Origin of the sequence: Massilia sp. BHUDP2 (assembly GCF_046236355.1) — a bacterium.
Classification (GTDB): domain Bacteria; phylum Pseudomonadota; class Gammaproteobacteria; order Burkholderiales; family Burkholderiaceae_D; genus Telluria; species Telluria varians.
The window spans coordinates 1215812-1242791 of sequence record NZ_JBJUVW010000001.1; the positions used below are offsets into that span (position 1 = coordinate 1215812).

At 68.0% G+C, this 26980-nt stretch carries 28 protein-coding genes; 19 read left to right on the top strand and 9 right to left on the bottom strand.

Translation table 11 applies throughout. The annotated features are described in order from the left end of the window. The first annotated feature begins 32 nt into the window (after positions 1-32). The 3 genes from ACK6C6_RS05375 (at position 33) to ACK6C6_RS05385 (ending at position 1677) form a co-directional block, all read left to right on the top strand. On the top strand, positions 33-566 hold the full coding sequence (locus ACK6C6_RS05375; protein WP_409266270.1) for a DinB family protein: 534 nt from the start codon (positions 33-35) through the stop codon (positions 564-566). A 126-nt stretch (positions 567-692) separates the two neighbouring features. Further along, a complete protein-coding gene (locus tag ACK6C6_RS05380; RefSeq protein ID WP_409266271.1) occupies positions 693-1055 on the top strand; it encodes an excalibur calcium-binding domain-containing protein in 363 nt (120 codons plus the stop codon). Beyond that, on the top strand, positions 991-1677 hold the full coding sequence (locus ACK6C6_RS05385) for a YbgF trimerization domain-containing protein (protein WP_409266273.1): 687 nt from the start codon (positions 991-993) through the stop codon (positions 1675-1677). The genes ACK6C6_RS05380 and ACK6C6_RS05385 overlap by 65 nt, the downstream gene beginning before the upstream one ends. Before the next feature lie 141 nt (positions 1678-1818). On the opposite strand, the gene ACK6C6_RS05390 is transcribed toward ACK6C6_RS05385, so the two are convergent. Next, complete coding sequence (locus tag ACK6C6_RS05390) at positions 1819-3063, bottom strand: b-glycosidase (protein WP_409266275.1); 1245 nt, start codon at positions 3061-3063, stop codon at positions 1819-1821. Between the two features lie 147 nt (positions 3064-3210). Here ACK6C6_RS05390 and ACK6C6_RS05395 point away from each other — a divergent pair, with 147 nt between their 5' ends. The 9 genes from ACK6C6_RS05395 (at position 3211) to ACK6C6_RS05435 (ending at position 12936) form a co-directional block, all read left to right on the top strand. Further along, a complete protein-coding gene (locus ACK6C6_RS05395) occupies positions 3211-3567 on the top strand; it encodes a hypothetical protein (RefSeq protein ID WP_209589047.1) in 357 nt (118 codons plus the stop codon). Between the two features lie 79 nt (positions 3568-3646). Beyond that, positions 3647-5623: a TonB-dependent receptor gene (locus tag ACK6C6_RS05400; RefSeq protein ID WP_409266276.1), complete on the top strand. Its 1977-nt coding sequence runs from the start codon at positions 3647-3649 to the stop codon at positions 5621-5623. Positions 5624-5696: 73 nt separating this feature from the next. Next, entirely contained in the window at positions 5697-6083 is a 387-nt protein-coding gene (locus ACK6C6_RS05405; protein ID WP_409266278.1) for a hypothetical protein, read from the top strand. A 76-nt stretch (positions 6084-6159) separates the two neighbouring features. Beyond that, complete coding sequence (locus ACK6C6_RS05410; RefSeq protein WP_409266279.1) at positions 6160-7368, top strand: TolC family protein; 1209 nt, start codon at positions 6160-6162, stop codon at positions 7366-7368. Next, a complete protein-coding gene (locus ACK6C6_RS05415; protein WP_409266280.1) occupies positions 7365-7916 on the top strand; it encodes a hypothetical protein in 552 nt (183 codons plus the stop codon). The genes ACK6C6_RS05410 and ACK6C6_RS05415 overlap by 4 nt, the downstream gene beginning before the upstream one ends. Before the next feature lie 2 nt (positions 7917-7918). Next, positions 7919-9028, top strand: a complete 1110-nt coding sequence (locus tag ACK6C6_RS05420; protein ID WP_409266281.1) for an efflux RND transporter periplasmic adaptor subunit — start codon at positions 7919-7921, stop codon at positions 9026-9028. 7 nt (positions 9029-9035) lie between these two features. After that, entirely contained in the window at positions 9036-12134 is a 3099-nt protein-coding gene (locus tag ACK6C6_RS05425; RefSeq protein ID WP_409266282.1) for an efflux RND transporter permease subunit, read from the top strand. A gap of 60 nt (positions 12135-12194) precedes the next feature. Beyond that, entirely contained in the window at positions 12195-12569 is a 375-nt protein-coding gene (locus ACK6C6_RS05430; RefSeq protein ID WP_409266283.1) for a hypothetical protein, read from the top strand. A gap of 16 nt (positions 12570-12585) precedes the next feature. After that, entirely contained in the window at positions 12586-12936 is a 351-nt protein-coding gene (locus tag ACK6C6_RS05435; protein ID WP_209589055.1) for a DUF3147 family protein, read from the top strand. 7 nt (positions 12937-12943) lie between these two features. Here ACK6C6_RS05435 and ACK6C6_RS05440 read toward each other — a convergent pair whose 3' ends face one another. Next, positions 12944-13375: a hypothetical protein gene (locus tag ACK6C6_RS05440; RefSeq protein ID WP_409266284.1), complete on the bottom strand. Its 432-nt coding sequence runs from the start codon at positions 13373-13375 to the stop codon at positions 12944-12946. A gap of 115 nt (positions 13376-13490) precedes the next feature. Between ACK6C6_RS05440 and ACK6C6_RS05445 the strand changes: the two genes are divergently transcribed. The 5 genes from ACK6C6_RS05445 to rnk all read left to right on the top strand — a co-directional run bounded on the left by ACK6C6_RS05445 (position 13491) and on the right by rnk (position 18707). Beyond that, positions 13491-13832 carry a TfoX/Sxy family protein gene (locus ACK6C6_RS05445; RefSeq protein ID WP_409266285.1) on the top strand — a complete coding sequence of 114 codons (342 nt, stop codon included), beginning with the start codon at positions 13491-13493 and terminating at the stop codon, positions 13830-13832. Positions 13833-14056: 224 nt separating this feature from the next. Beyond that, entirely contained in the window at positions 14057-14710 is a 654-nt protein-coding gene (gene paoA, locus ACK6C6_RS05450; RefSeq protein WP_409266286.1) for an aldehyde dehydrogenase iron-sulfur subunit PaoA, read from the top strand. Then, entirely contained in the window at positions 14707-15663 is a 957-nt protein-coding gene (locus tag ACK6C6_RS05455; RefSeq protein ID WP_209589059.1) for a xanthine dehydrogenase family protein subunit M, read from the top strand. Before paoA ends, ACK6C6_RS05455 begins: the two co-directional genes overlap by 4 nt. Positions 15664-15678: 15 nt before the next feature. Beyond that, positions 15679-17937, top strand: a complete 2259-nt coding sequence (gene paoC, locus ACK6C6_RS05460) for an aldehyde oxidoreductase molybdenum-binding subunit PaoC (RefSeq protein ID WP_409266287.1) — start codon at positions 15679-15681, stop codon at positions 17935-17937. Positions 17938-18299: 362 nt separating this feature from the next. Further along, complete coding sequence (gene rnk, locus ACK6C6_RS05465; protein ID WP_036205760.1) at positions 18300-18707, top strand: nucleoside diphosphate kinase regulator; 408 nt, start codon at positions 18300-18302, stop codon at positions 18705-18707. Here the strand turns inward: rnk and ACK6C6_RS05470 are convergent. From ACK6C6_RS05470 to ACK6C6_RS05485, 4 genes are all read right to left on the bottom strand, one after another. Continuing rightward, a complete protein-coding gene (locus ACK6C6_RS05470) occupies positions 18652-19434 on the bottom strand; it encodes a phosphatase PAP2 family protein (protein ID WP_409266289.1) in 783 nt (260 codons plus the stop codon). The two genes, rnk and ACK6C6_RS05470, sit on opposite strands and share 56 nt — an antisense overlap. Beyond that, entirely contained in the window at positions 19415-21052 is a 1638-nt protein-coding gene (locus tag ACK6C6_RS05475; RefSeq protein WP_409266290.1) for a phosphoethanolamine transferase, read from the bottom strand. Before ACK6C6_RS05475 ends, ACK6C6_RS05470 begins: the two co-directional genes overlap by 20 nt. A gap of 113 nt (positions 21053-21165) precedes the next feature. Then, complete coding sequence (locus ACK6C6_RS05480; protein WP_409266291.1) at positions 21166-22386, bottom strand: sensor histidine kinase; 1221 nt, start codon at positions 22384-22386, stop codon at positions 21166-21168. Then, positions 22373-23086, bottom strand: coding sequence for a response regulator transcription factor (locus ACK6C6_RS05485; protein WP_409266293.1), 714 nt, complete (start codon positions 23084-23086; stop codon positions 22373-22375). The genes ACK6C6_RS05480 and ACK6C6_RS05485 overlap by 14 nt, the downstream gene beginning before the upstream one ends. A 156-nt stretch (positions 23087-23242) precedes the next feature. Between ACK6C6_RS05485 and ACK6C6_RS05490 the strand changes: the two genes are divergently transcribed. Beyond that, positions 23243-23743 carry a nuclear transport factor 2 family protein gene (locus ACK6C6_RS05490; RefSeq protein ID WP_409266295.1) on the top strand — a complete coding sequence of 167 codons (501 nt, stop codon included), beginning with the start codon at positions 23243-23245 and terminating at the stop codon, positions 23741-23743. Between the two features lie 42 nt (positions 23744-23785). Further along, entirely contained in the window at positions 23786-24697 is a 912-nt protein-coding gene (gluQRS, locus tag ACK6C6_RS05495) for a tRNA glutamyl-Q(34) synthetase GluQRS (RefSeq protein WP_409266296.1), read from the top strand. Here gluQRS and ACK6C6_RS05500 read toward each other — a convergent pair. From ACK6C6_RS05500 to ACK6C6_RS05510, 3 genes are read right to left on the bottom strand one after another with little or no spacing between them, the layout of a single operon-like run. Then, complete coding sequence (locus ACK6C6_RS05500; protein ID WP_409266297.1) at positions 24690-25280, bottom strand: CHRD domain-containing protein; 591 nt, start codon at positions 25278-25280, stop codon at positions 24690-24692. The genes gluQRS and ACK6C6_RS05500 overlap by 8 nt on opposite strands. A 10-nt stretch (positions 25281-25290) precedes the next feature. Next, the gene (locus tag ACK6C6_RS05505; protein ID WP_409266298.1) at positions 25291-26643 is read right to left on the bottom strand and encodes an RNA-guided endonuclease InsQ/TnpB family protein; all 1353 of its coding nucleotides are present in this window, start codon (positions 26641-26643) and stop codon (positions 25291-25293) included. Continuing rightward, a complete protein-coding gene (locus ACK6C6_RS05510; protein ID WP_409266299.1) occupies positions 26615-26809 on the bottom strand; it encodes a MerR family DNA-binding transcriptional regulator in 195 nt (64 codons plus the stop codon). The genes ACK6C6_RS05505 and ACK6C6_RS05510 overlap by 29 nt, the downstream gene beginning before the upstream one ends. Positions 26810-26980 lie beyond the last annotated feature (171 nt).

Below are 26980 nucleotides of genomic sequence, written 5' to 3' on the forward strand. Positions count from 1 at the left end.
TCCGACACTGAACAAGCAGGAGACAGACAGGCATGCCGACCCGCGACGATATCGTCTTATTGGCGTCCTATAACGCGGCCATGAACGGCAGGGTATATGCCGCCGCCGCGAGCCTGCCGCAGGAGGTGCTGCTTGCCGACCGGGGCGCCTTCTTCGGCTCGATCATGGTCACCCTGAATCACATCGTTGCCGGAGACACCATCTGGCTGCGCCGCTTCATGGGGCATCCCTCGGCCTTCGCTGCCTTGCAAGCGATGGCCGACATGCCCGCGCCCACTGGCCTGGCCTACCGTTACAGCGACGACCTGCCTGTGCTGCACCAACACCGCGTGCGGCTCGATGCGATCATCACGGCCTTCGCGGCAGAGGTGTCGGACCGTGACCTGGCCCAGTCTCTCTCGTACCGGAACGCACGCGGCGACAACCGGAAGCATTTCGGCAGCCTGCTGCTGCACTTCTTTAACCACCAGACCCATCACCGCGGCCAGGCTAGCACCCTGTTGTCGCAATCGGGCGTCGATATCGGCGTGACCGATTTGCTCGAATGGCTACCCGATCAGCATTAATGCCATTCCGTCCTCGACTATTTCTTGCGCGAAACCCCATCACTCACTAATATCGAATCGGGTTACCAGGTATTCATGAGACTTGGTTGGTAATTTCGAGCGATTCGGATAGGGTGGGATGTGCAGATGAAGCCAATTCTTCGGCTGTTGGTCGCGCTGGGCGCTTCGGTATGCTCCTTTGGGGCCAGTGCCCATGGCGGCGGCCTGAATGCGGACGGTTGCCACGTCAACCGCAAGACCGGTGACTACCATTGCCACCGCAGTCCTGCAAGGCAGCCGATCGCCGAATCCTACGCCTCCGCCCAGGGCCTGGCGCCGCTGAAGACAGGCTCGCAGGGAGGCATGCGCGGCGGCGGTGCTTTTAAAAACTGCACGGAAGCGCGGGCGGCAGGCGCCGCGCCGGTACGCATCGGGGAGCCCGGCTATGGTCCCCATCTCGACCGCGACGGCGATGGCATCGGATGCGAGCCTTACCGTGGGCGGCGCTAGCCTTCGCCGGCGCGCCGCCGCATCCCTTCTCCTGTTCGCTTGCCTGCCCATGCATGCCGGGGCCGGACTGCTCGACGACGATGAAGCCCGCAAGGCCATCGTGGCGCTAGGCGCCAGGGTCGACACCAGGCTGCGCGACATCGATACGCAGATGCGCGATCTCCACGCGCGCATCGATACCAAGGGCGACAAGACGCTTGGCCTGGACATGCTGAACCAGCACGAGCAGACCATGCGCGAGCTGGCAAACCTGCGCGGGCAGATCGAGCTGCTGACCAACGAGATCGCCAACGCCCGGAAAAGCCAGAAAGACCTGTACGCCGATCTCGACGCGCGCATCAAGCGGTTCGAATCGCGCCAGGAAGCAGCCGACTCGCTGTCGGCAGAAAAGCAATCCTACGAGACGGTGATGAACGCCCTCAAGGCGGGGGATTACAAGGAGGCCGCCGCCGGCCTGCAAGCTTTTCTCCGCCGCTTCCCGGATTCCGATCATGCTGCCGATGCCCGCTTCTGGCTAGGCAATGCCTATTTTTCCGTGGGCGACTACAGGAAGGCCATCGCGGCCCATGCAGGCTCGCCCGCGGCGAATGTCGCCAGGCAGCGGCTGGCGCAGTTGAAGTAGCAACATCGGGGTCAGGTCTGACATTCAGACACGACCTCTGCTGTAATCCACGTTTCCACCGCGCTTCCAACGTCGGCTTGCTCGAGCTTTACTGTTGAGTTTGTGTCCGAATGTCAGACCTGACCCCCAGGTGAACGGATATCAAGCCCAGTCCTTGTCCGGCTGCACGTTGAGCCGCTGCGCCGCATCGACCACATCCTGCAGTTCCACCGGATCGCTGAACGGATCCTCGTCCAGGCTGGTCACCCGGTTCAGCTCCTTCTGCCAGCGCCGCAGTTCCTCGACATAGGCCTGGTTCGGCACCCGCTTCAAGTCGCCGCACCCGTCGAGCACGTCGCAGATGCCGTTGCCGACCCATTCGCCGGTATGCCAGTCCGGCATGTCCACGGCGGGAAACAGGCAGACGCCCTGCAGGTCCATGCCGCGCCGCACCGCGGCCAGCGATTCTCCCATCACGTCGCGCAGCCAGTCCGGCCGTCCGTGTCCCAGGCCGCTGGTCTCGCCGATGATCATCGGCCTGCGGTAGCGCTGCCAGACGGTGTCGAGCATGTCGCACAGCGGCGCGATGCGCTCGTCGCCGGGGGGCAGCGGGGCGTGCGGGCCGCTCTCGCGGTATTCCATTTGGCCGAAGGAATACACGTTGGTGCCGACGATGTCCAGGATCTCGGGCGAGCCGCCGAATTCCGGATGCTCGCGCCCGCAGATGATGTCCCAGGCCAGGAAGCTGTCGACATGGGTTTCGTAGCGTGCCGCTTCCTCCTGGTCGGGCCGGTCGCGCGGCGCCACCACCCGCACCAGCGGGTCGATGTGCACCATGCGCGCCTGCGGATCGACGTCGCGGATCGCCTTCACGCCGGCAATCGCCGCCCGGCACAGCGCCTCCAGCAGGCGCGCCCGGTCTTCGCGGCTGCAGCGGTAGGGTGCGGCCCAGCCCCACTCGCCGGCGCAGAAGGAGAAGAAGGTGATCTCGTTGATGGGCGTGAAGAAATGCGGGCCGCGCAGCTTCGGCATCACGTATTCGGCGCAAGCGCGGCAATAGCGGGCGAAACGCTCGGTGAAGGCGTTTGAAAACGGGTCGAGGTCGTCCGGATAGCCGTAGTGGCACAGGTCCCAGATCGGCGTGATCTTCGAGGCGTTCATCGCCTCGATGTAGGGATCGATCATGGAAAAGTCGTAGGCGCCGCCGCGGTCCACCAGCGGCCAGGGGATGCCTTCGCGCGCGACGGCGATGCCGAGGCTGGACAGGATGCGGTAATCCTCGGCGGCATGCCGGTCATGGCCGGTCTCCGCGACCAGGTTGCGCCGTACGCCATCCTTCCAGAGGAAATTCGAGCATTCGAAGCCGGACAGGAAGAAAGTGGGGAAGATGCCGGGATGCCGTGCCATGTGATCTCCTTGCTGAACGTGTTTACGCACGAGAACCTAGCACGCAATGCGCAGGCCAGTCGCCGCCCACGCTGTCAGTCAGCCTGCCATCCAGTTATAATGCCGTCCTTCAGCGCCACGTTCCACTTCGGCTCTTCGTACAGACAGATGGTCGCCAGCCTTCCACGCATCCGCTCCACCCGCTACCTCGTCGCATTCCTGCTGACGCTGGCGATGGTGTTTGCGCACTGGCAGGGCCTGGCGCACCGGATCGCGCACGCCACGCAGTATGCGTCCGTTGCGCTCGATACCGCCGTCAACGGTTCCGCGGCCTCGCACCAGAACACCGTCCCGCATTCCTGCATCGCCTTCGACGCCGCCACGGTCGCTCCCGCGCTGGATACCCCGGCCTGCACGATCGCCATCCTGCCCGCCGGCCGGGTGCTCGCCCTGTGGACCGCCTTCGATTCCTGGCGTGCGCCGTTCACGCCGTACTTCTCTTCCCGCGCTCCTCCCGTCGCCTGATGTCCTGAACCGCTCGATGCGCCTGCGCCGCCCGTTTCGCGCAGGCGTGTCCGTCCGTTTTCGTTTTGAGGAATTCATCATGCACGTCCAGCGTACCATCCTGGCGAGCGCGGTATTGGCCGCACTCGCACCATTCTCGTTTGCCCAGACCACCGGCGAGCCCGTCGCGACCGTCGTCGTGACCGCCAGCCCCTTCAATGCCGCCGAAGGCGACCAGATCCTCACGCCGGCCAAGGTGCTGGCCGGCGACGAACTGCGCAGCAAGCTGGGAAGCTCGCTCGGCGACACCCTGAGCAATGAACTGGGCGTCTCGGCCTCGGCCTTCGGCGCCGGCGCCTCGCGCCCGATCATCCGCGGCCTGGAAGGCAACCGCGTCAAGGTGCTGGAAAACGGCATGTCGGTGTCCGACCTGTCCGGCCTGTCGAACGACCACGCCGTCACCGGCGAAGCGGCCACCGCGCGCCAGATCGAGATCCTGCGCGGCCCGGCGGCGCTGCTGTACGGCTCGGGCGCGATCGGCGGCCTGGTCAACGTCGTCAACGAACGCATCCCGACCGAGCTGCACGACAAGCCCAGCGGCGTGATGGAAAGCCGCTACAGCAGCGTCGACCACGGCCGCGCCGTGTCCTTCTCCGGCGACGCGGCGACCGGTAAGGTCGCGCTGCACGTCGACGGCAGCGGACGCGACGCCGGCGACTATCACATCCCGGATGCGCCGGAGGGCGACACGCTGCTCAATTCCGCCCTGCGCCAGCACACCCTGGGCGCAGGCGCCTCGTATATCGGAGAGCGTGGCTACTTCGGCGCCTCGGTCAGCTCGCTCAAGAAACATTACGGCATCCCGGGCGGCGAGGGCGCCAGGATCGACCTCGACCAGACCCGCTACGACCTCGACGGCCAGCTGAACGCGCCCATGGCGGGCTTCGAGAAGCTGCGCTTCAAGGCCGGCTATTCCGACTACGGCCACGTGGAGTTGAATAGCGAGGGCGGCCCGGAGACCATCTTCTCGAACCGCTCGACGGAGACACGCCTGGAGCTGACCCACAAGCCGCTCAAGGGCTGGGAAGGCAGCTTCGGCATCCAGACCGAGCACACCCGGTTCTCGGGCCTGAGCGCCGACAGCGGCGAACCGGCGACGGTGCCGGTGACAGTGTCCGACACCCACGCCGCCTTCCTGGTCGAGCAGCGCCAGTTCGGCAAGACGCGCGTCAACGCCGGCGTGCGGGTCGAATCGGTGAAACGCGAACCGGAAGGAGCCGCGCCGCGCCGTAGCTTCGATTTGCTCTCGTACTCGGCAGGGGCGATCTGGCCCCTGGCCCGGGACTACACGGTGGGCGTGACCGCCTCGGTGGCGCAGCGTGCGCCGGGCACCGACGAGCTGTACTCGGGCGGCCCGCACGAATCGACCCTGACCTACGACATCGGCAACCCGAATTTCAAGAAGGAGACCTCGCGCAACCTGGAAATCTCGCTGCGCAAGGTCACCGGCCTGGTGCGCTGGCAGGCGAACCTGTTCGAGAACCGCGTGCGCGACTTCATCTATGGCGAGGTCAACGACACCCTGCTGGACGACGAGGGCAACCCGGGCGACGAGCTGCGCGAGCGCATCTTCCGCCAGGCCGACGCCACGATCCGCGGCATGGAAGCCGAGATCAGCTACAACCGGCACCCGCATACGCAAGGCCTGTCGCTGCGCGCCTTCGGCGACCTGTCGCGCGGTTCGCTGGAGCATGCGGGCAGCCTGCCGCTGCAGCCGGCCAAGCGCGTCGGTCTTGAGGCAGGCTATCGCCAGGGTGCGCTGCGCGCAAACGTGTCGGTGCTGCGCGCGCTGGAGCAGGAGCGCCTGGCCTCGTTCGAATCGACGCCGACCCCGGCCTACACCCAGTTGGACGCCAACCTGTCCTACACCCAGCGTTTCCGTAATGCGGACCTGACCTGGTTCATCATCGGCAAGAACCTGCTCGACGAGGACATCCGCATCTCGACCTCGGTCCTGAAGGATGTGGCGCCGCTGGCGGGACGGAACATTACCGTGGGCGTGCGCGCGGCGTTCTGATCGGCGTTTGCGGCCGGCATGATCCGGCCCGCCGCCACGCTGCTATAATCGGCGCATTCCCCGAGGTGACCTCTTGCGCCGGTTCATTACCATCCTTCTGCTGCTCAGCCTTCCCCTGTATGGTTTCGCCATGCAGGGCGGCTTGCCGCAGGCCTACGGCGCCGGCGCCCTCGCGCACGCGGTGGCGCACGACGAGAACATCCTCCACCATCACCACGAAGACGACGGCTCGGTGCACTATGACGCCTCCGAAAAGTCGCTCGCCCATGCGCAGGACCACCACTCCTGCGCGCAACCAGCCGACCTGCTCCTTCCCGCGCTCATCGTGCCACCCGAGCAGCTGCTGTCCAGCGTGATCGTTCCCGCTGCCCAGTCGCTGCCGGAACCCTTCCTGGATGGGCCACGAAAACCACCCCGCCACGCCCCCGGCCTCGCCGCCGGGGGAATGACGCACGCCTGACAGAACCCTTGGCGCGAGCTCCTCGCGCCCGTGCGCTTCCCTTCGGTCGATTTCGATATTCACCGATGGAGAACACATGCGCACCCGCCGCCTGTCCCTTTACCTTGTCGGTACCGCACTCGCCCTGCCATGCTGGGCGCTTGCGGCACCGCCAGTCACACTCAAACACGCCGTCGACAGCGCCTGGCAGCGCGTGCCCGACGCGCGCACGATCGAAGCACGCCAGCTTGAAGCCGCCGCGGCACGCGCGGGCGCCGCTTCCTGGCTCGCCACGGCGCCCACGCTCGGCCTGTCCCAGCGACGCGACGAGAGCGGATCGGAACGCGCCCAGCGCGAATCCGAGATGTCGGTCTCGTCCTCGTTCTGGCTGCCCGGCCAGAAGTCGGCCCGCGAAACGCTGGCCGCGCGCACGACGATCGAGGCAAACGCCCACCTGCTTGCAACCCGCCTGGCCGTGGCTGGGCTGGTGCGCGACCGGATGTGGGAAGCGGCTTCCGCCCAGGTCACGCTGGACGAAAAGCAGGACCACCTGCACCACCTCGAAGGGCTCGCCGACGAGGTAGGGCGGCGCGTGAAAGCCGGCGACCTGGCGCGCAGCGATGGACTGCTGGCCGACCAGGAAGTGCTGGCCGCGCGCATCGAGGTCGGCAAGGCCCGCACCGCCGCCGCCGAGGCGCTGGCGCGCTTCCAGGTCCTGACCGGGTTGCCGGAACTGCCGGCGCTGGAGCCGGAGCCGCTGCGCGAAGCGAAGGCGCCTGCCAATACCCGCCTGGCCGCTGCCCAGGCGTCCGAGCAGCGTGCACGCGCGGACTTGCGGCTGCTTGAGGCCAACCGTTCGGCGCCCCCGACGATCGCCCTGTCGGTGCGTCGCGAAGACGAACGCGGCTTGCGCGAACCGACGCGCAGCCTCGGCGTGGCGCTGCAGATTCCGTTCGGGAGCGCCGCGCGCAACCGCAGCGTCGAGGCCCAGGCCCAGACCGCGATCGCCACCGCGGCCGCCGAAGCGGCCGAGGCGCAAGCCGCCAGCGCGGCCGAGCTCGCCATCGCCCGCGCACGCCTGGCGAATGCCGGCACGGCCCTGAACGATGCCATCGCACGCGCCAAGGCCCTGCACGAACACACCGCGCTGTTCGAGAACGCCTTTCGCCAGGGCGAGCGCGGCCTGGCGGACCTGCTGCGCTCGCGCGCACTGACCCATGAAGCCGACGTCGCCGTGGCCCAGCAACAAGTCGCAGTCGGGCACGCCCATGCGCAACTCAATCAAGCATTAGGAATCCTTCCATGAAAATCCTGACCCTGTTCTTCGTCGCCATGCTGGCCATGTCGCCGGCACTGGCCGGGCCCGGCGCGCACGGGCCGAACGGCGAACACCTCGACGCCCCGACGGCCGCCGCGGGCGCCGTGCTGCCGCGCGTCGAGACCTTTACCGAAGCCTTCGAGCTGGTAGGCCAGCTTACGAAAGGCGAACTGTCGATCATGATCGACCGCTACGAGACCAACGAGCCGGTCCTGAACGGCGTGCTGGAAGTCCAGTACAAGAACCTCAAGGCGAAAGCCACCTTCCACGCCGACATAGGCGACTACGCGGTCGACGATCCGGCCTTGCTCGCCGCGATCTCCAAACCGGGCGCCCATCCGCTGCTGTTCACCCTGGTCGCTGGGGAGGAGAGCGACCTCTTGGAAGGCACGCTCCAGGTAACGCAAGCGCTTGAAGACGATCACGACCACGAGCACTCGGCGTGGAGCCCGTGGCTGCTGGCCGCCATCGCGGCCGTCGTCCTGATTGCCGCCGTATTCGTCGTGCGCCGCATGCGCCAACGCAAGGGAGCCTGAACATGAAACATCGCATTGTTATCGGCCTGCTCGCCGGCCTCTTCACAACTTCCCTGCTGGCCTCGCCGGGCGCGCACGGCCCCAATGGCGAACATCTCGACGAGAAGGCAGGCGGCACGCCGAGTGGCCTGGCGCGCCTGCCGGACGGCAGCGTCAACGTGCCCAAGCTGGCGCAGCGCCGCATGGGCGTGCGCACCCTGATGGTGAAGGAAGGCGAGCACGCGCGCACCGTCCAGCTCAACGGCCGCGCCGCCATCGACCCGAACGCGGGCGGCCGGGTGCAGGCGCCGTTCGCGGGACAGATCGCGCCGGGGCCGAAGGGCCTGCCGGTGCTTGGACAGCGCGTCGTGAAAGGGCAGGTGCTGGCGCGCCTGCGCCCGACCGGCGACGCCATCGAGCGCGGCAACCAGGCGGCCGAACTGGCCGGCCTGCGCGCCAACCGCACGCTGCTGGAACAGCGGCTCAAGCGCCTGGAATCGCTGGAAGGCGTGGTGCCGGCCAAGGAAGTCGAGGCGGCCCGCGCCGAACTGGCGGCCAACGCCGGCCGCGAGCGCGCGGTGGCCAGGTCGATCGGCGGCGTGGAAAACCTCGTCGCACCGAGCAGCGGCATCATCGCCAGCGCCGCGGTGCTGAACGGCCAGATGGTGGACATGCGCGAGGTGCTGTTCGAGATCGTCGATCCGCAGCGGATGCTGGTCGAAGCCCTGGCCACGGACGCCGCGCTGGCGGGCAGGATCGGCAGCGCGACCCTGCTCGACGTGGCCGATGTCCAGCTCACGCTGCTGGGAGGAGGGCGCAGCCTGCGCGAAGGCGCGGTGCCGCTGAACTTCCGGGCGCAGGGCAAGGCGCTCGACCTGGCGGTGGGACAACCGGTGACGGTACTGGCCAGGCTGAACACGACGGTGAAGGGCATCGCCCTGCCGGCGTCGGCGCTGGCGCGCAATCAGGCCAACGAGACCGTGGTGTGGATCAAGTCCGGGGCCCAGCGCTTCATTGCGCTGCCGGTGGAGGCGACGCCGCTCGATGCCGGCACCGTGATCGTGACCCGCGGGCTCAGCCCCGACAACCGGGTCGTGGTCAAGGGCACCTCGCTGATCAACCAGATCCGGTAGGCGGCCCATGTTCAACGCTATCGTACGTTTCAGCCTGCGCAATCGCCTGTTCGTGCTGGCGGCGGCGCTGCTGCTGATGGTCTACGGGGCCTACACGGCCTCGCGCACTCCGGTGGACGTGTTCCCCGACCTGAACAAGCCGGTCGTCACGGTGCTGACCGAGGCCGGCGGCATGGCGCCCGAGGAAGTCGAGCAGCTGGTGTCCTTCCCGATCGAGACCTCGCTCAACGGCATGCCGGGCGTGACCCGGGTGCGCTCGGTGTCGGGCGTCGGCCTGTCCATCGTGTATGCCGAATTCGATTGGGGCACGGACGTCTACCGCAACCGCCAGCTTGTGTCCGAGCGCCTGGGCCTGGTGAAGGAAGGGCTGCCCGGCGATATCTCGCCGATGATGGGGCCGGTGTCGTCGATCATGGGCGAGATCATGCTGATCGCGCTGCCCATCGACGTGGCCCGGACCGATCCCATGAAGGCGCGCGAGTATGCCGACTTCGTGCTGCGTCCGCGCCTGCTGTCGATTCCGGGCGTGTCGCAGGTGATCCCGATCGGCGGCGAAGTACGCCAGCTGCGCGTGCAGCCCGACACTGCGCGCATGGCGCAGTTCGGGGTCTCGCTCGCGCAGGTAACGGATGCGCTGCGCGGCTTCGCCGCCAACACCAGCGGCGGCTTCATCGACCTGAACAACCGCGAGTACCTGATCCGCAACCTCGGGCGCACCACCCGCCTGGAAGACGTCAAGGGCCTGGCGGTGGCCTACCGCAACGGCACGCCGGTGCTGCTCGAGCAGGTCGCCAGCGTCGCCTACGCGCCGGCCTTCAAGCGCGGCGACGCCGGCATGAACGGCAAGCCGGCGGTGATCGTCAGCGTGCAGAAGCAGCCGGACGGCGACACGGTGCGCCTGACCCGCGACATCGAGGGCGCGCTGGCGGAGCTCAAGCAGGGCCTGCCGGCCGGGATCTCGCAGCCCGTGGTGCTGTTCCGCCAGGCGAACTTCATCGAGGCCGGCGTCGGCAACGTGGTGGAAGCCTTGCGCGACGGCGCCATCCTGGTGGCGATCGTGCTGTTCGCCTTCCTGCTGAGCGCGCGCACTACCCTGATCTCGCTGGTGGCGATCCCGCTGTCGCTGGCGGTGACGGCGCTGGCCTTCCACCTGCTGGGCCAGTCGATCAACGTGATGACCCTGGGCGGCCTGGCGATCGCGATCGGCGAGCTGGTGGACGATGCGGTGGTCGACGTCGAGAACATCCTGCGCCGCCTGAAGGAGCGCGACAAGACGGGGCACTCCGTGCTGGAGACGATCTGGCATGCCTCGGTGGAGGTGCGTTCCGGGATCGTCTACGCGACCGTGATCGTGGTGCTGGTGTCGATTCCGCTGTTCGCGTTGCCGGGCATCGAGGGACGCCTGTTCGCGCCGCTCGGCATCGCCTACATCGTCTCGATCCTGGCCTCGATGCTGGTGTCGATGACGGTCACGCCGGTGCTGTCCTATTACCTGCTGCCGAAGATGAAGCGCCTGCATCGCGGCGACAGCCCGATCGTGCGCCGCCTGAAGGCCTGGGACACGGCGCTGCTCCACTGGTCGCTGCCGCGCACCCGTCCCGTGCTGGGTGCTGCAGCAGTGGTCGTGCTGGTGGCGCTCGCCTCGGTGCCTTTCTTCCCGCGCGCCTTCCTGCCGGCCTTCAACGAAGGCTCGCTGGTGATGGGCATGAGCTTCACGCCGGGCACCTCGCTGGCGGAGGCGAACCGCATGGGGACCCTGGCCGAGACCCTGATCGCGCAGGTGCCGGAAGTCGCCAAGGTCGGGCGCCGCACCGGTCGTGCCGAACTGGACGAGCATGCCGAGGGCGTGCACTCGTCCGAGATCGAGATCGACCTGAAGCCTTCGAAGCGCAGCCGCGAGGAGGTCATGGCGAGCATCCGCAACCAGCTCGCAGGCATCCCGGCCTCGGTGGCGATCGGCCAGCCGATCTCGCACCGCCTGGATCACCTGCTGTCCGGCGTGCGCGCGCAGATCGCGGTGAAGATCTACGGCGACGACATCGACACCCTGCGCGGCCTGGCCGAAGACTTGCGCGGGCGCGTGGCCGGCATTCCGGGCCTGGTCGACCTGTCGGTCGAGCGCCAGGTCCTGATCCCGCAGGTGAAGCTGCGCATCGACTACCGCAAGGCGGCCCAGCACGGCCTGGCCGCGGGCGAGGTACTGCAGGCGCTGCAGTCGCTGTCCGAAGGCACGCGCGTGACCCAGGTGATCGACGGCGCGCGCCGCTACGATCTGGTGCTGCGCCTGGCCGACGCCGACCGCTCGCCGCAGGACCTGGGGCGCATCATGCTCAGCACACCGGCGGGCCCGATTCCGCTGTCGAGCGTGGCCACGGTCGAAGAGGGCGACGGCCCCAACCAGATCGGACGCGAGAACGGGCGCCGCCGCATCGTCGTGTATGCGAACACGGACGGCTCCAACATGTCGCACATCATCGAGGACGTGCGCCAGGCGGTGGATAAAACCCGGCTGCCGGGCGGCTACTTCGTCAGCGTGGAAGGGCAGTTCCAGGCGCAGGAGCAGTCGCAGCGCCTGATCGCGGCCCTGGCGCTCGGCTCGCTGCTCATGATCTTCCTGGTGCTGTATTCGCGCTACCGCTCATCAAGACTGGCGCTCATCATCATGGGGAACATCCCGTTCGCCCTGGTCGGGAGCGTGATCGCGATGTGGATCGCGGGCGTGTCGCTGTCGGTGGCCTCGATGGTCGGCTTCATCACGCTGGCCGGCATCGCCACGCGCAACGGCATCCTCAAGATCAGCCACTACATCAACCTGTGCAAGTTCGAGGGCGAGTCCTTTGGATGGCCGATGATCGTGCGCGGCTCGATCGAGCGCCTGACGCCGGTCCTGATGACGGCGCTGGTAGCCGCATTTGCACTCACGCCGCTGCTGCTGGCGGCGGATGCGCCGGGCAAGGAGATCCTGCATCCGGTGGCGGTGGTGATCTTCGGTGGCCTGATCAGCTCCACCTTGCTCGATACGCTGCTGACGCCGCTCATCTTCTGGAAGCTCGGGCGGCGTCCCCTGGAGCGCCTGCTGGCGGAGAAGGGCAGCGATAGCTATTGATTCACGGGCCCAGTGGCGGCGCCCATCCCGAGCCGCCACATGTCTTTCTGGAGCAGGAATATGAAAAAGATCTTTGCAGTAGCAGCATGCGCGGCCGGCCTCGTCCTGTCCGGCCAGGCCCTCGCACACGGCGCCAAGCCGAAGCACGGCGGCATCGTGCAGACCGCGGGCGACCTGTCCTTCGAGCTGGTCGCCAGGGATGGTGCTACCACCATCTACGTCGACGACCACGGCAAGGACAAGCCGACCGCCGGCGCGAGCGGCACCATGACCGTCTTGACGGGCACGCAGAAGACCGAGCTCCCGCTGGAGTCGGGCGGCGACAACACGCTGGTCGTGAAGGGCAAGGCCTTACTCGAAAAGGGCAGCAAGGCCGTGGCGTCGGTGAGCTTCGCGGACAAGAAGACCGTCAGCGTGCGCTTCTCGGTCAAGTAAGCTTGGGAAGCCTGCGATGAAGTGGATCATCACCAAATACCTGCTCACCGCGGCCATGGTCGTGCTCGTGTCCGAGACCGCCAAGCGCAGCGACCGTTTCGGCGGCTTCATCGCGGCGCTGCCCTTGATCACGATCCTGACCCTGGTGTGGCTGTACATCGAGAACCAGCCGGCGGCGCGGATCGCCAACCACGCGTGGTACACCTTCTGGTACGTGGTGCCGACCCTGCCCATGTTCCTGGCCTTCCCGTGGCTGCTGCCGCGGCTCGGATTCTGGTGGACACTGGGCGCGTGCACCGTGATTACCGTGGTGTGCTTCGGCCTCTTTGCGCTGGCGGTCAAGCGCTTCGGCATCGAACTGCTGTGAGGCTGGATCAGCGGGTCCAGTTGCACTTGCCGCGCAGGATGGCTGCGCCCCAGAAGGGCAGGGCAGCCAGGCCACCGAAGCCGAAGTTCCAGTTCTTGGTGCTGAAGCCGGACGGCTGGTGTCTGGTCGCGTTCGGGCCCAGGCAGTGCGGCTTTTCCGCTTCGGAGAATTTGCGTGCGAATGCCTGGTAGGCCCCGCCGCTCAATACCGTGCCGCCGGCCGGCATGGAGTCGGGCGGCATCTCTTCGAGGACGGCGCGCACGGCTGCCTTGATCGCCTCGTCGCTCGGACGTGCGCTCGGCGGCGGTGCCGGCTGCGTTCCGGACGCGCCGAGGGGATCGGCCTGCGCGGGCCCGGGCACCGGCGGCGCATCCGCATGGGCGAGCAGTAGAGGGCAGGCAGCAAGAGGCAGGAGGAGGCGCAGGAGCCAGGCGTTCATCGGTCGTTTCGCGGAGTGGATGAGCCGCCGACTTTACCCGAACGCGTTATCAGATTCTTAAGCCTGCATGAACGCTTGGATTATTATGTGGGGCGGATAATGAAGAGGAGCGCACATGGGCACTGAACGCAGTTTCGTCGACTACGTCACCGAGGTCGCGGGGCTGGGCAGCCGGCTGACGCACAAGAAGATGTTCGGCGAGTACGCCCTGTACCTGGACGGCAAGGTGGTCGCCTTCGCCTGCGACAACAGCCTGTTCATCAAGCCGTCGAAGGCCGTCGCTACCCTTGCGCCGGACCTGCCGCAAGGGCCGCCGTATCCGGGCGCCAAGGACTATCCGATCGCCGACGAACTGCTCGACGATCCCGAGGCGCTGCGCCGCCTGATCGAGGAGACCGCGGCCCTGATGCCGCTGCCCAAGCCGAAGAAAGCACCGGCCGCCAAGCGCGCTTCCTGATTTTTCATGACCGGGCGTACTGATAACTGCCCCGGATTCATGAATTCCATTCATAAGCCCTTGCATTTTTCACATGCAGTGCGGCCTTCCCACGCCCCTACAATGCCAGGGCTGCACACCTGAACGAACTGCACGCCTCAAAAATTAAAAAAGCGCTATGTTCTTGCATGCGCATTTTCATCAAATTGCCCGTCCAGCCAGCCCCCCTCAAGAAAGGAAGTACGATGCCCGACTTCGATCCCAATCGGCGCCAGCTGCTCAAGGCGTCGACCGCCGCCGTCGGCGGCGTCGCGGTAGCCTCCCAGCTCGCGGCGCCCGCCCAGGCCGCACCCGCCGCCGCCCAGCCGCCGGCCTCCACCACGCCCACGACCATGAGCGTCCGGCTGAAGGTCAACGGCATCGAGCACCAGTTGATGGTCGATCCGCGCACCACGCTGCTGGACGCCCTGCGCGACCGCCTGCACCTCACCGGCAGCAAGAAGGGCTGCGACCAGGGCCAGTGCGGCGCCTGTACGGTGCTGGTGGACGGCCGCCGCGTCACCTCCTGCCTGACCCTGGCCGTGATGCAGGAAGGCCACGAGATCACCACCATCGAAGGCCTCGGCACCCCGACCAACCTGCATCCGCTGCAGCGCGCTTTCATCAAGCATGACGGCTACCAGTGCGGCTTCTGCACCCCGGGCCAGATCTGCTCCGCCGTCGGCATGCTGGAAGAGATCCGGGCCGGCGCGCCGAGCCACGTCACGGCCGACCTGAACGCGGGCCCGCAGCCGAGCGAAATGGAGTTCCGCGAGCGCATGAGCGGCAATATCTGCCGCTGCGGCGCCTATTCCAACATCCAGGAAGCGATTGCCGAAGTGGCGGGGGCCAAGCGATGAAAGCCTTTACCTACGAACGGGCCAAGACCCCGCAGGAAGCCGCGGCGGCCGCGGCGCGTATCCCGAATGCGCGCTTCGTTGCCGGCGGCACCAACCTGCTGGACCTGATGAAGCTCCAGATCGAGACGCCGGCCCACCTCATCGACGTCAACGACCTGGCGCTCGACCGCATCGAGCCGGCGCCGAATGGCGGCCTGCGCATCGGCGCGCTGGTGCGCAATTCGGACCTGGCGGCCGACCTGCGGGTGCGGCGCGACTACGGCGTGCTGACCCGCGCGCTGGTCGCGGGCGCCTCCGGCCAGCTGCGCAACCAGGCCACCACCGCCGGCAACCTGCTGCAGCGCACCCGCTGCCCCTATTTCTACGACACCAACGTCCCCTGCAACAAGCGCAAGCCCGGCAGCGGCTGCAGCGCCATCGGCGGCTTCACCCGCCTGCATGCGATCGTCGGCCAGAGCGATGCCTGCATCGCGACCCATCCGAGCGACATGGCGGTGGCCATGCGCGTGCTGGACGCCCAGGTCGAGACCATCGACCCGAGCGGCGCCACGCGCGTGATCCCGATCGCCGACTTCCACCGCCTGCCGGGCAACACGCCGCACGTCGACCACAACCTGAAGCCCGGTGAGCTGATCACGGCGGTAACGCTGCCGCCGCCCGTCGGCGGGGTGCAAAGCTACCGCAAGGTGCGCGACCGCGCGTCCTATGCCTTCGCGATCGTCTCGGTGGCCACCATCCTGCAGCGCGACGGCAGCGGCCGGGTGGCGCTGGGCGGTGTCGCCCACAAGCCCTGGCGCGTGGAAGCGGCCGAAGCCGCGTTCCCGCGCGGGGCGCAGGCGGTGGCGGGCGGCGTGCTTGCCGGCGCGCGCACGACCCAGGACAACGCATTCAAGGTGCCGCTGGTCGAACGCACCCTGGCCGCCGCCATCGCGGACGCCAAAGCCGCAGCTTAAGCAAAAGGGACAGCCATGAAATTCAACGAACCAGCCACCAGTAACCCGATCGACCAGCTCAAGGTGGTGGGCCAGCCGATCGACCGCATCGACGGCCCGCTCAAGACCACCGGCACCGCGCCCTACGCGCTCGACCGCCACGACGTGGTGCCCAACCAGGCGCACGGCTACGTGATCGGCTCGGCCATTCCCACCGGACGGATCGTCTCGATGGAGCTGTCGGCGGCCAAGGCCGCGCCGGGCGTGATCGCCATCGTCACCGCCCAGAACGCCGGCAAGCTCACCAAGGGCAACTTCAACACCGCCATGCTGCTGGGCGGACCGCGAGTCGAGCACTACCACCAGGCCGTGGCGCTGGTGGTGGCCGAGACCTTCGAGCAGGCGCGCGACGCCGCTTCGCTGGTGCGCATCAAGTACGAGCGCGACAAGGGCGACTTCGACCTGCGGGCGGTGCAGAACAAGGCCATCGCGCCGAAGTCGGAAGCCGCCGAGACCAGGATCGGCAACTTCACCGGCGCCTTCGCATCCAGCCCGGTGAAGCTCGACGCCGAGTACCACACCGCCCACGAATCGCACATGATGATGGAGCCGCACGCCAGCGTGGCCGCCTGGGACGGCGACCAGCTCACCGTGTGGACCTCGAACCAGATGATCGCCTGGGCCAAGGGCGACCTGGCCAAGACCCTCGGCATCCCGAAGGAGAAGGTGCGGGTGCTGTCGCCCTACATCGGCGGCGGCTTCGGCTCCAAGCTGTTCCTGCGCGCCGACGTGGTGCTGGCGGCGCTGGGCGCCAAGGCCGCGCGCCGGCCGGTGCGCGTGCCCTTGCAGCGCGCGCTCATCCCGAACAACACCACGCACCGCTCGGCGACCCTGCAGCGCATCCGCATCGGCGCCACCCGCGAAGGGAAGATCACCGCCATCGGCCACGAAAGCTGGTCCGGCAACCTGAAGGATGGCTCGCCGGAGAACGCGGCCACGCAAACCCGCTCGCTGTACGCGGGCGAGCACCGCATGACCTCCAACCGCGTGGCCGCGATGGACCTGCCGGAAGCGAACGCGATGCGCGCGCCGGGCGAGGCGCCCGGCATGGCGGCGCTCGAGATCGCGATGGACGAGATGGCGGAAAAGCTGGGCATGGACCCGGTGCAGTTCCGCATCCTGAACGACACCCAGGTGGTGCCCGACAATCCGGAAAAGCCCGCGTCTGCGGACCCGCAGTCGAAGAAGCCGGAGAAGGAAAAGCACATTGCGAATCCGCCGTTCTCCAAGCGCCAGTTCGTCCAGTGCCTGCAGCTAGGTGCCGAGCGCTTCGGCTGGGAGCGCAGGGCGACGAAACCCGGCACGCTGCGCGAAGGCCGCTGGCTGGTGGGCATGGGCGTGGCCGGCGCCTTCCGCGACAGTCTGCTGACCAAGTCGGCGGCGCGGGTGCGCCTGGACCGGCGCGGCATGCTGACGGTGGAAACCGACATGACCGACATCGGCACCGGCAGCTACACCATCATCGCGCAGACGGCCAGCGAGATGATGGGTGTGCCGCTGGAACGGGTGCGGGTGCGGCTGGGCGACTCCAGCCTGCCGGCATCCTGCGGCTCGGGCGGGCAGTGGGGCGGGCACAACTCGACGGCGGGCGTGTACGCCGCCTGCCTCAAGCTGCGCGAGGCGGTGGCACGCCAGGCCGGCTTCGAGCCGGAGCGCGCCATCTTCGCCGACGGCCTGGTGCGCATGGGCGAGCGCAGCCTGCCGCTGTCCGAGGCGGTCGCCGGGCGCGAGCTGGTCGGCGAGGACCTGATCGAGTATGGCGACATCGACAAGCGCTACCAGCTGTCCACCTTCGGCGCGCACTTCGTCGAGGTGGGTGTCGATGCGGTGACCTGCGAAGTGCGCATCCGGCGCATGCTGGCGGTGTGCGCGGCCGGGCGCATCCTCAACCCGAAGACGGCGCGCAGCCAGGTGATCGGCGCGATGACGATGGGCGCCGGGGCGGCGCTGATGGAGGAACTGGCCGTCGACAAGCGGCTCGGCTACTTCGTCAACCACGACCTGGCGGGCTACGAGGTGCCGGTGCACGCCGACATCCCGCACCAGGAGGTGATCTTTTTGGACGAGGTCGATCCGATGTCCTCGCCCATGAAGGCCAAGGGCATCGCCGAGCTGGGCATCTGCGGCGTGGCGGCGGCCGTGGCCAATGCGGTGTACAACGCCACCGGGGTGCGGGTGCGCGAGTATCCGATCACCCTCGACAAGCTGATCACGAAGATGCCCTTGTCGATATGATCTCGCGGGGTGGGTTTGACGCATGGCGTTGACGAATCTCCCACAAGGGCTATACTGGCCCCTGTACGATTTTCACATGCCCATGAACCCACCACGCTTTACATCGCCGCGCAATAGCGCCTGCCAGCAGGGCAGGGGCTTTGCCGCGTCCGTCGAGCGTGACTGCGCCGCCGTCTCCCGAGCGGTGCAGCAGTCGTCCCGCAACCTCGCCTGGCTCGTCCGGGCTCGGTGAGGACCCCTGCACGCGCTTCTCCGTCCTCCCGAGCCGCCCCGATCCGCCCAGCCCGCCATCTTTCGTGGCCGGCATCTCACATCACATCGATATCCGCCCGCCACGCCGCGGGCAAGCACAGGAGTACACAATGAAACCGACCATCCTCGTCTCATGGCTGGACATGGACCGCCTCGACCGCATGCTGGACGCCGTTCCAGCCGCCCAACTCGCCGCGCGCGACGCGCTGCTCGATGAACTGGGCCGGGCCGCGCTCGCCGAGCCCTGGGAAATGCCGCCCGACGTCGTCACCATGAACTCGCGCGTGCGTTTTTCCTTCGACGGCGCCGAGGAGGAAGTGACCATGACGCTGACCTATCCGAAAGACATGGCCGGCAATCCCGATCAGCTGTCGATCCTGACCCCGGTCGGCACCGCCCTGCTGGGCCTGAAGGTCGGCGATTCCATCAGCTGGGAGCGTCCCGACGGCGCCATGTTCGAGCTCAGCGTGCGCGGCATCGAGTACCAGCCGGAGCGCGACGGACAGTACCACCGCTAGGCTGCAGCAGCATCACCAGGGCCAGCACGATGGCGCAGGCGATCCAGGCCGACCACAGGGTGTGGGTGAGGAAGTGGGCGCCACGCATCTGCTGCATCCAGCCCAGCACCAAGCCCGGCGCCAGCGCCAGGCAGGCGGCGCGCCATGCCCCGCGGCGCGGCCCCGGCAGCCACCACACCACCAGCGATACCAGCCACAGCGCGCTCGACGCGTGGCCGGCCGGCATGCAATGGCCGGGCAGGATCCCTGCCGGCAGCGCCTCGAACAGGCGCACATAGGGCTTGTTGCCGCCGTAGCGCGCCAGGTCCCAGGGACAGTGCGCGCTGCTGGCCTGCTTGAGCAGGCTGGTCGCCAGCGGCACCAGCACGGCGGAGCAGGCGATCACGCGCAGCCGCAGCCGCGCCAGGGGCCGGTCCAGCGGCGCCTGCGGCCTGAACGCATCGGTGATCGCCAGCGCCACGAAGCATGCCGCCAGCAGCGCCAGTCCCGCCTTGAGTATCTCATGGCCGAAGGTCGCGGTGAGCCATGCGTCGCGCCAAGGGAAGCTGGCGCTGGCGCGGCTGTACAGCCAGTCCGCCAGGACCAGGTCGACGTCGGTCCATTGCCCCAGTGCGGCGAGCAGCGGCGCCACCAGGACCAGCGCGGCGGCAAGCCGCCGGCAGCTGCGCATGTCCAGCAAGGCTCCCGCGTGTTGCTCCGCCGCTCCCTCAATTGCGGATGCAGGCATGGAACAGGTCGAGTTTCGGATTCAGGACGGCGGTTTCGACATTCAGCATGCCGAGCACCGAGTGGAACACGTTGTCGTGCGAGAGCGGCTGGTCGCGGCGCGCCTGCAGGCAGGCGCGGTCGATGCGAAAGCGCTGGCTGAAGCCCTCCGACATCCACAACATCATCGGCACATGGGTCTGTTCCTTCGGCGCGAACAGCCAGGGAGCGCCGTGCAGGTACATATTGCCTTCGCCGAGCGACTCGCCATGGTCGGAAAAATACAGCATCGCCGTGTCGACGTCGGCCTCGAGCGCGGCCTGGCGCAGCAGGTCGATGGTCTGGGCCAGGAAGCTGTCGGTGTAGAGGATGGTGTTGTCGTAGGCGGCGACGATGGAATCGCGGGTACAGCTTTCGAACTCGCTGGTCTGGCACACCGGCCCGAAGCGGCCGAAGCCGGCCGGATAACGCCTGGCATACTCCGGCCCGTGGCTGCCCTTCTGGTGCAGGACGATGACCAGGTCCTTGCCGCTCTGGCGGATCAGCTCCGGCAAGCCCGCCAGCAGGCCTTCGTCGTAGCATTCGCCGCCGGCGCAGTAGGGCTTGCCGGGCGCCGGCGTCGCCACGTCGACGAATTCGACGCGCTCGCACACGCCCTTGCAGCCGGAATTGTTGTCGCGCCAGAGCACGCGGAAACCCGCATGCGACAGCACGTCGAGCAGGCCCTCCTGGTGCTTGGCGACGCTGTCGTCATAGCGCTCGCGCGGCAGCGCCGAGAACACGCAGGGCACCGACACCGCGGTCGCGGTGCCGCAGGATTCGACCCGTGCAAAGTTGATCAGGCCCTCTTCTCGCGCCAGCCGCGGGTTGGTCTGGCGTGCATAGCCGTTGAGCGAGAAATTGGCCGCGCGGGCGGTCTCGCCGACCACGATCACGGTGACCGTGCGGCGCGCCTGACCGGCCCAGCGGCTGCCCTTGACCGCGTCGCGGCCGATCGGCTGCAGCGGGACCTGCTTGCTCCAGCGGTTGCGCAGGTAGCCATTGAGCGCCTGCACCACATTGGTGGGCGTGAGCAGGTAGCGCAGCTCGCGGTGCTCGCGCACCACCGGCGCCAGGGTCTTGAACAGCAGGACCAGCAGCAGCGCGGCCGCGGCGAGCGCCGCCGTGCCGAAGCCGAGGCGCCGGCCGATGCCGCGCAGCCCGCGCGGAAAGGCCAGCTGCGCGCGCGCCACCAGCAGCGCCGGCAGTCCGCCGGTCAGCAGGACGAAGGCCGCCAGGCGCCAGCACAGCAGTTCGCCGGCTTCGCGCGGGTCGGTCTCGAACAGGCTCTGGATGATGGACTTGTCGATCACGACCCCGTACTCGTTGATGAACCAGGCCGAGGCCGACGCGACGAGGATGCAGGCGACCAGCGCCGGCTTGGCGACGTAGCGGAAGCTGAACGGGGTCAGCAGGGCGTAGAACAGCAGCACCACGATCGCGAAGCTGCCGGCCAGCAGCGGCAGCCGCGCCAGCGAGAAGCCGCCGACGGCGTGGATGAAATTCGACCAGAAATTGATGTTGGCGGCGCTGGCCAGCAGCACGGCGACGCCGAAGACGAGCAGGTTGGCGCTGATGCGCCGGGGAGGTGTGTTGTGCACTTCGTATTGCAATCGAACCGCGCGGCCGGGATGGCCACGTCATGCTTGCAGGATACGAGGCGCGGCGTGAATCGCGGCTCAAGCGGGCGTTAAGGCTGCGTGAACCTCCAGGCTCAGGCGGCAGGAAAGCTGATCGTGAAGCGGCTGCCGCCTTGCTCGCGTGCTTCGTAGGCGAAGCCGGCGCCGAGAAAATCGCAGATGCGCCGGGCCAGCGCCAGCCCCAGCCCGGTGCCGCCCGATCCGCTCGAGGGCGCGCCGCCGCTGCCGAGGGTGGCCACCACGGCGGGCGGCAGGCCGGGGCCGGTGTCCTCGACCACCACCCGGCCCGGCAGCAGGCGCACCAGCACCTCGCCCCGGTCGGTGTACTGGCAGGCGTTGCGCACCAGGTTGCCGATGGCGGCCGCGACCAGTTCGCGCGGGGCGCGCACGGCAAGTAGCGGGCCGTCGAGGAAGCGCAGCGCAACCGGCTTGCCGGCCACCAGCACGCGGTACTTCTCGACTTCGTCCTCGGCCACGGCGTGCACGTCGACCGGCGGCAGCGTGCCGAGCTCGGGCGCGCGCGCCAGCAGCAGGAGCACGGTGACCGATTCGGCAGCCTCGCGCGCCGCGCGGTAGATGCGCTCGGCCGGGACGCGCACGGCGGGCGCGGCTTCCTGCATCAGGATCTCGGCTGCGCCCATGATCACGGTGAGCGGACTGCGCAGTTCGTGGCTGACGTCGCCGGTGAAATAGCGTTCGCGGTCGAGGAAGGCGCGCAGTTCTGCGGTGTGGGCTTCCAGCGCGCGCGCCAGCACGCCCAGTTCGTCCTTGCGTGCGGTGAGTTCCGGCGGCGCGCCGCCGCGGCGCACCGACTGCGCCAGCGCGTGGATCGGGGTGACCACGCGGGCGCCGAAAAAGCCGCCGAGGAGCGAAGCCAGCAGCACGAAGACGATGAACACGGCGGCGAACATCGAGTACACCACCAGCTCGATCTTGTCGTAGTCGCTTTCGTGGTCGACCAGCACCCAGCTGCCGCGCGCGTCCCGCCCGGCCAGCACGTGCAGGCGGATGGCGCCGACGTCGACCTTGTGCACGCCGTCGGACAGTCCGCGCAAGGGAGCGGGAATCGCTTCGTTGCGGTGAAAGCGCAGGCCGGCCGGCATGTCGACGTCCAGGCCGGCCGCCTGGCGCGGGGCGGCCCAGGCCACGGCCGCTTCCAGGCGCTTGTCGACCAGCTGCACTTCGATGCCTTCCACCGCAATGGCGGCGATCACCGCGAAGAAGCACGAGGCGCCGAGGCCGAACAGGACGAAGGCGACGACGATGCGCCGTTTCAGGGAATCAGCCGGGCGCATCGCGCTGCTGGCCGCCCTGGGAATCGCCCTGCACCAGCTTGTAGCCGACCCCGGCCACCGTCTGCAGCATCGGCGTGGCGAAGGGCTTGTCGATCGCCTGGCGCAGCGCATGGATGTGGGTGCGCAGGGCATCGCTGTCGGGCCGGTCCTCGCCCCACACGGCCTGCTCCAGGGTCTCGCGGGTGACGATGCGCGGCGCGCCGGCGAGCAGGCAGCGCAGCAGCGTGTAGCCGGTCCGGGTCAGCTGCACCGGTACGCCGGCGCGCGCGGCTTCCTGCGTGTCGGGATCGAAGCTCAGCTCGCCGAAGCGCATGGTCGCGTGCACCGCATGGGCGGCGCACGAGCGGCGCACCAGGGCTTTCAGGCGCACTTCGAGCTCCACCAGCGAGAAGGGCTTGACCAGGTAGTCGTCGGCGCCGCTGTCGAAGCCGGCCACCTTGTCGGGCAAGCTGTCGCGCGCGGTCAGCATCAGCACCGGCGTGGCCTTGCCGAGCTCCGTGCGCAGCTTCTGGCACAGCTCCAGTCCGTTCAGGCCGGGCAGCATGACGTCGAGGACGATCACGTCGTAATCGTTCTCGGAGGCGAGCGCCAGCCCGCCGTAGCCGTTGCGGGCGGAATCGAGCTGGTGGCCCTTCGGCTCCAGGAAGCCGTACAGGTTGGCGAGGATGTCGGGGTGGTCTTCGACGATGAGGATGCGCATGCGCTTATTCTAGTGGAGTAGAGCACGCTCAGCGTAGCGTTGCGGGCGTTAAGATCGCGTTAAAGATGAGCTTCCGGCAGTGACCCTGACTGGAAACGTTGGCAAATGCGCATCTTTGGATTATCGTTGGCGCGTTCACTGCCAACGAAAGAGACCATGAAACGATTCCTCGCCGCCGCCTTCCTGTTCCTGGGCCTGATCGGCATCGCCCGTGCCGAGACCGACGCCCAGCTCACCAAGCAGGTCAATGCCTTCGTCGACGCATGGCACGACGACGCCGCCAACGCGCGCATGGCCTATTTCGACAAGATCGCCCCGGACGGCGTTTACATCGGCACCGACCGCACCGAGCTGTGGAAGCGCGACGCCTTCAAGACCTGGGCCAAGAAATATTTCGAGCGCAAGTCGGCCTGGAGCTTCAAGGCCACGCGCCGCAATGTGTATGCCTCGAGCGACAAGTCGCTGATCTGGTTCGACGAGCTGCTCGATACCCCGAACATGGGCCCGTGCATGGCCAGCGGCGTGATCCGCAAGACGGCCAAGGGCTTCGAGATCGTGCACTACCAGCTGTCGATGGCAGTGCCGAACGAGGTGGCGGGACGGGTGACGGCGCTGATCGCCGAGCACGAGAAAGAGGGCAAGCAGGCCGCCAAGTAAGGGGAGGCCGCACGGCCGTCGCCGTGCGGTTATCATCAGCGGATGTCGCTACTGAATCCACCTTATATCGGCCGTTTCGCCCCGTCGCCCACCGGCCCGCTGCACGCCGGTTCGCTGGTCGCGGCGCTGGCCAGCTACCTCGACGCCCGTGCCCACCACGGCACCTGGCTGGTGCGCATCGAGGATATCGACGAAGGCCGCAGCGTGCCCGGCGCGGCCGAGGGCATCCTGGCCCTGCTGGAGCTGCTGGGCATGCACGCCGACGGCGAAGTCGTCTGGCAGAGCCGGCGCAAGCACCTGTACCAGGCCGCCGCCGAGCGCATCGCCCTGCACACCTACCCCTGCGGCTGCAACCGGCGCGAGATCGCCGATTCGCGCCTCGGCTTCGCGCCCGACGGCGCCGCGATCTATCCCGGCACCTGCCGCTACGGGCTGGCAGAGGGACGCAGCATGCGCAGCCTGCGCCTGCGCGTGCCGGAACCGGGCTACGACCTCGTCAGCTTCACCGACCGTTTCGCGGGCGAGGTCACGCAGCGGCTCAGCGGGGAATCCGGCGACTTCGTCCTGAAGCGCGCCGACGGTTTCTGGGCCTACCAGCTGGCGGTGGTGGTGGACGATGCCGAGCAGGGCGTCACCGACGTCGTGCGCGGCGCCGACCTGCTCGACTCCACGCCGCGCCAGATCTTCCTGCAGCGCGTGCTCGGGGTGCCGACCCCGCGCTACCTCCACGTGCCCGTGGTGCGCAACGAGAACGGCGAAAAGCTGTCGAAGCAGACCGGCGCGCTGGCCGTGGCGCCGGGCGACGAAGCCGCGGCGGTGGAGGCCCTCCTGGCAGCCGCGCGTTTCCTCGGCTTGCCTTTGATGCGGCCGGCATCGCTGCACGCCTTCTGGCAGGCGGCGATACCGGCCTGGAGCCAGTTGCTGGCTACGCGCGAGGGCGCGGCGCTTACCTGACCGAACTCGTCCGGCGGCGCGCCATCAGCGCCAGTCCGGCCAGGCCGATCCCCAGCATTCCCCAGGTCGCCGGTTCTGGAATCGGCGCCGCCACCACGAAGCCGCGGATTTCGCCGTTCGGATAGCGGGTCGTGTGGATGTTGAGGTAGGCCTGGTTGGCGTTCATCGCATCGAGCAGCGCCGAGCTGGCGCCCGACGGCGTGCCGCCGAACTGGGCCAGGAAGGCCGGCTCCCAGACCGCCGCCTCGCCCAGGTGGAAGGTGTGGGTGTATTCGCCGGCGGTGACCATCATCGGGAAATCCACCAGCGAGATCGCCGGCGGCGCGACGCCGGTGAAGGCTTCGGTGGTGCAGCAGTGGATGTGGGCGACGGTCGTCCCGGCCACCAGGTCGCTGAACGGTACTTCGGCCCGCAGCAGCGAGCCATCGATCTCGAGGGTGGCGATGCTCGAGCCGGGCGACCCGTTGGGCGGCGACTCGGCCGGGCCGCTGGACGTGGCACGGTAGATGTCGGCAGCCTGGGCCGCCGGTGCGAGCGCCAGCGTTGACGCGGCGAGCGCAAGTGCGGTCAGTACTTTTTTCATGGCAGTCCTGCTAGCAAAAACGCGCACAAAAGCGTGCAGCGTTCTCTTCCTGCCCCGAACCGTCTTGTTGACCGTGCTCGTGCCTGGCAGGCGTGACTTTCCCGCCTCCCGCCGGCACCTGGCCGGCGGCAGTGCCCGGCGTCGCCGCCGGACTCGCCACGGGTAGCGCCGTTGCCGCCGCGAGGGCGCCGGTGGCGAGCCGTTGCAGATTGATGGCCGCGTTGACGTCGCGGTCGTGGTACGCGCTGCAGCCGGCGCATGTCCAGGCGCGCTCGCCCAGGGCCAGGGCGGCGTTGCGTGCTCCGCAGCCCGAACAGAGCTTGCTGGACGGATACCAGCGGTCGGCCAGCACGATCAGGGTGCCGTAGCGCGCGGCCTTGTACAGCAGCTGGCGCCGAATTTCGTAAAAGCCGACATCCGAGATCGCGCGGGACAGCCTGGCATTGGCCAGCATGCCGCCCACGTTCAGGTCCTCGATCGCCACCGCCTGGTTTTCGCGGCACAGGCGCGTCGTGCGCTTGTGGGTGAAATCATGGCGCACCCGCGCGATACGGGCGTGCAGGCGCGCCAGCGCCTTCGCTCCCTTGGTGCGGTTCTTCGACACGGGCAGTCGCATGCCTTTCGGGATCCGGCCCGCGATACCAGCCAAGGCCTTCGCGGCCTCCAGCTTGCGCGACAGGCGCCGGCTGCGAATGCGCAGGCGCCGCAACGCGGCGGTCAAGGGATGCGGCGCCGCGATCTTCTCGCCGTTGGCGAGCGTGGCGGCCGCGCTCACGCCGAGGTCGACGCCGGTGACACCGTGGCCGCTGCGCGGCAGGCGCGCTGTCGTGTCGGATACCTCGACCTGGACGCACAGGAACCAGTGATCCGCTTCGCGCGAGACGCTCGCGCCCAGGATGCGTCCAGGCCAGCGCAGCGCTTCGCACAGCGCCACCCGGCCGACCCTGGGCAGCACGGCGGTGCTTCCCTCGATCCTGAACTTGTCGTTCGCCAGGTAAAACACATCGCGGCAGCGCCCCTTTTTCTTGAATACCGGAGGGTATGCCGGCGTTCCTGCACGGCGCTGCTCGAAGTAGCGACTCCAGGCCCTGGCGAGGTTGGTGAAGGGCTGCGCATGGGCGTCGCGGTGGACGGTGCGCAGCCAGGGCTGGCCGTTCTCGTCAAGCCAGGCCGGGTCCGCATACTTGATCCGGTTGAACTGCTTTTTGAGCGCCATCGCATTCGGCTTGCAGCCTGCGCCGGCCTGGCGCTTCCATTCGGCGAGGGCCCAGTTCCAGACCCGGCGCGCAGTCCCGGCCGCGCGCGCGAAATAGCCGCGTTGTTCAAGCGTGGGGTCAATCCTGATCCGGTGCGCCAGCAGCATCGTGACTCTCCAGCGCCGCGCGCAGCTGGCTCTCGGTATAGCGACGGCGGTTGCTGGCGGTGCGCGCCGCCGGGACCAGTCGTCCCTCACGCTCCCAGCGCTGCAGCGTCTTGACCGTGATTCCCAGCAGCTTCGCTGCGTGTCCAATCGCTAAAGTGCTTTCCATGATCATTATTCGACACTTGGGTGCACATTAAGTTCGACTAGGGTCTAGCTCCTGATTAGGAAAGAATCCAGACAGCACACCCAGGTGGGGGTACTGCTGAAAAAAGTAGCGCATCAATTCCGCACCGTCCACACCGTACGGGGGATAAAAGTACCTTGGGCATAGGCATGA

Excerpts from the sequence above, each read along its gene's own strand:
- paoC (WP_409266287.1), top strand. The coding sequence starts at position 15,679 with ATGAAATTCAACGAACCAGCCACCAGTAACCCGATCGACCAGCTCAAG.
- ACK6C6_RS05385 (WP_409266273.1), top strand. The coding sequence starts at position 991 with ATGGTCCCCATCTCGACCGCGACGGCGATGGCATCGGATGCGAGCCTT.
- ACK6C6_RS05510 (WP_409266299.1), bottom strand. The coding sequence starts at position 26,809 with ATGGAAAGCACTTTAGCGATTGGACACGCAGCGAAGCTGCTGGGAATC.
- ACK6C6_RS05420 (WP_409266281.1), top strand. The coding sequence starts at position 7,919 with ATGAAACATCGCATTGTTATCGGCCTGCTCGCCGGCCTCTTCACAACT.
- ACK6C6_RS05430 (WP_409266283.1), top strand. The coding sequence starts at position 12,195 with ATGAAAAAGATCTTTGCAGTAGCAGCATGCGCGGCCGGCCTCGTCCTG.
- gluQRS (WP_409266296.1), top strand. The coding sequence starts at position 23,786 with ATGTCGCTACTGAATCCACCTTATATCGGCCGTTTCGCCCCGTCGCCC.
- ACK6C6_RS05490 (WP_409266295.1), top strand. The coding sequence starts at position 23,243 with ATGAAACGATTCCTCGCCGCCGCCTTCCTGTTCCTGGGCCTGATCGGC.
- ACK6C6_RS05435 (WP_209589055.1), top strand. The coding sequence starts at position 12,586 with ATGAAGTGGATCATCACCAAATACCTGCTCACCGCGGCCATGGTCGTG.
- ACK6C6_RS05480 (WP_409266291.1), bottom strand. The coding sequence starts at position 22,386 with ATGCGCCCGGCTGATTCCCTGAAACGGCGCATCGTCGTCGCCTTCGTC.
- ACK6C6_RS05485 (WP_409266293.1), bottom strand. The coding sequence starts at position 23,086 with ATGCGCATCCTCATCGTCGAAGACCACCCCGACATCCTCGCCAACCTG.
- ACK6C6_RS05410 (WP_409266279.1), top strand. The coding sequence starts at position 6,160 with ATGCGCACCCGCCGCCTGTCCCTTTACCTTGTCGGTACCGCACTCGCC.
- ACK6C6_RS05380 (WP_409266271.1), top strand. The coding sequence starts at position 693 with ATGAAGCCAATTCTTCGGCTGTTGGTCGCGCTGGGCGCTTCGGTATGC.
- ACK6C6_RS05400 (WP_409266276.1), top strand. The coding sequence starts at position 3,647 with ATGCACGTCCAGCGTACCATCCTGGCGAGCGCGGTATTGGCCGCACTC.
- ACK6C6_RS05415 (WP_409266280.1), top strand. The coding sequence starts at position 7,365 with ATGAAAATCCTGACCCTGTTCTTCGTCGCCATGCTGGCCATGTCGCCG.
- ACK6C6_RS05395 (WP_209589047.1), top strand. The coding sequence starts at position 3,211 with ATGGTCGCCAGCCTTCCACGCATCCGCTCCACCCGCTACCTCGTCGCA.
- ACK6C6_RS05375 (WP_409266270.1), top strand. The coding sequence starts at position 33 with ATGCCGACCCGCGACGATATCGTCTTATTGGCGTCCTATAACGCGGCC.
- ACK6C6_RS05390 (WP_409266275.1), bottom strand. The coding sequence starts at position 3,063 with ATGGCACGGCATCCCGGCATCTTCCCCACTTTCTTCCTGTCCGGCTTC.
- rnk (WP_036205760.1), top strand. The coding sequence starts at position 18,300 with ATGAAACCGACCATCCTCGTCTCATGGCTGGACATGGACCGCCTCGAC.
- ACK6C6_RS05425 (WP_409266282.1), top strand. The coding sequence starts at position 9,036 with ATGTTCAACGCTATCGTACGTTTCAGCCTGCGCAATCGCCTGTTCGTG.
- ACK6C6_RS05505 (WP_409266298.1), bottom strand. The coding sequence starts at position 26,643 with ATGCTGCTGGCGCACCGGATCAGGATTGACCCCACGCTTGAACAACGC.
- ACK6C6_RS05470 (WP_409266289.1), bottom strand. The coding sequence starts at position 19,434 with ATGCCTGCATCCGCAATTGAGGGAGCGGCGGAGCAACACGCGGGAGCC.
- ACK6C6_RS05440 (WP_409266284.1), bottom strand. The coding sequence starts at position 13,375 with ATGAACGCCTGGCTCCTGCGCCTCCTCCTGCCTCTTGCTGCCTGCCCT.
- ACK6C6_RS05445 (WP_409266285.1), top strand. The coding sequence starts at position 13,491 with ATGGGCACTGAACGCAGTTTCGTCGACTACGTCACCGAGGTCGCGGGG.
- ACK6C6_RS05455 (WP_209589059.1), top strand. The coding sequence starts at position 14,707 with ATGAAAGCCTTTACCTACGAACGGGCCAAGACCCCGCAGGAAGCCGCG.
- ACK6C6_RS05500 (WP_409266297.1), bottom strand. The coding sequence starts at position 25,280 with ATGAAAAAAGTACTGACCGCACTTGCGCTCGCCGCGTCAACGCTGGCG.
- paoA (WP_409266286.1), top strand. The coding sequence starts at position 14,057 with ATGCCCGACTTCGATCCCAATCGGCGCCAGCTGCTCAAGGCGTCGACC.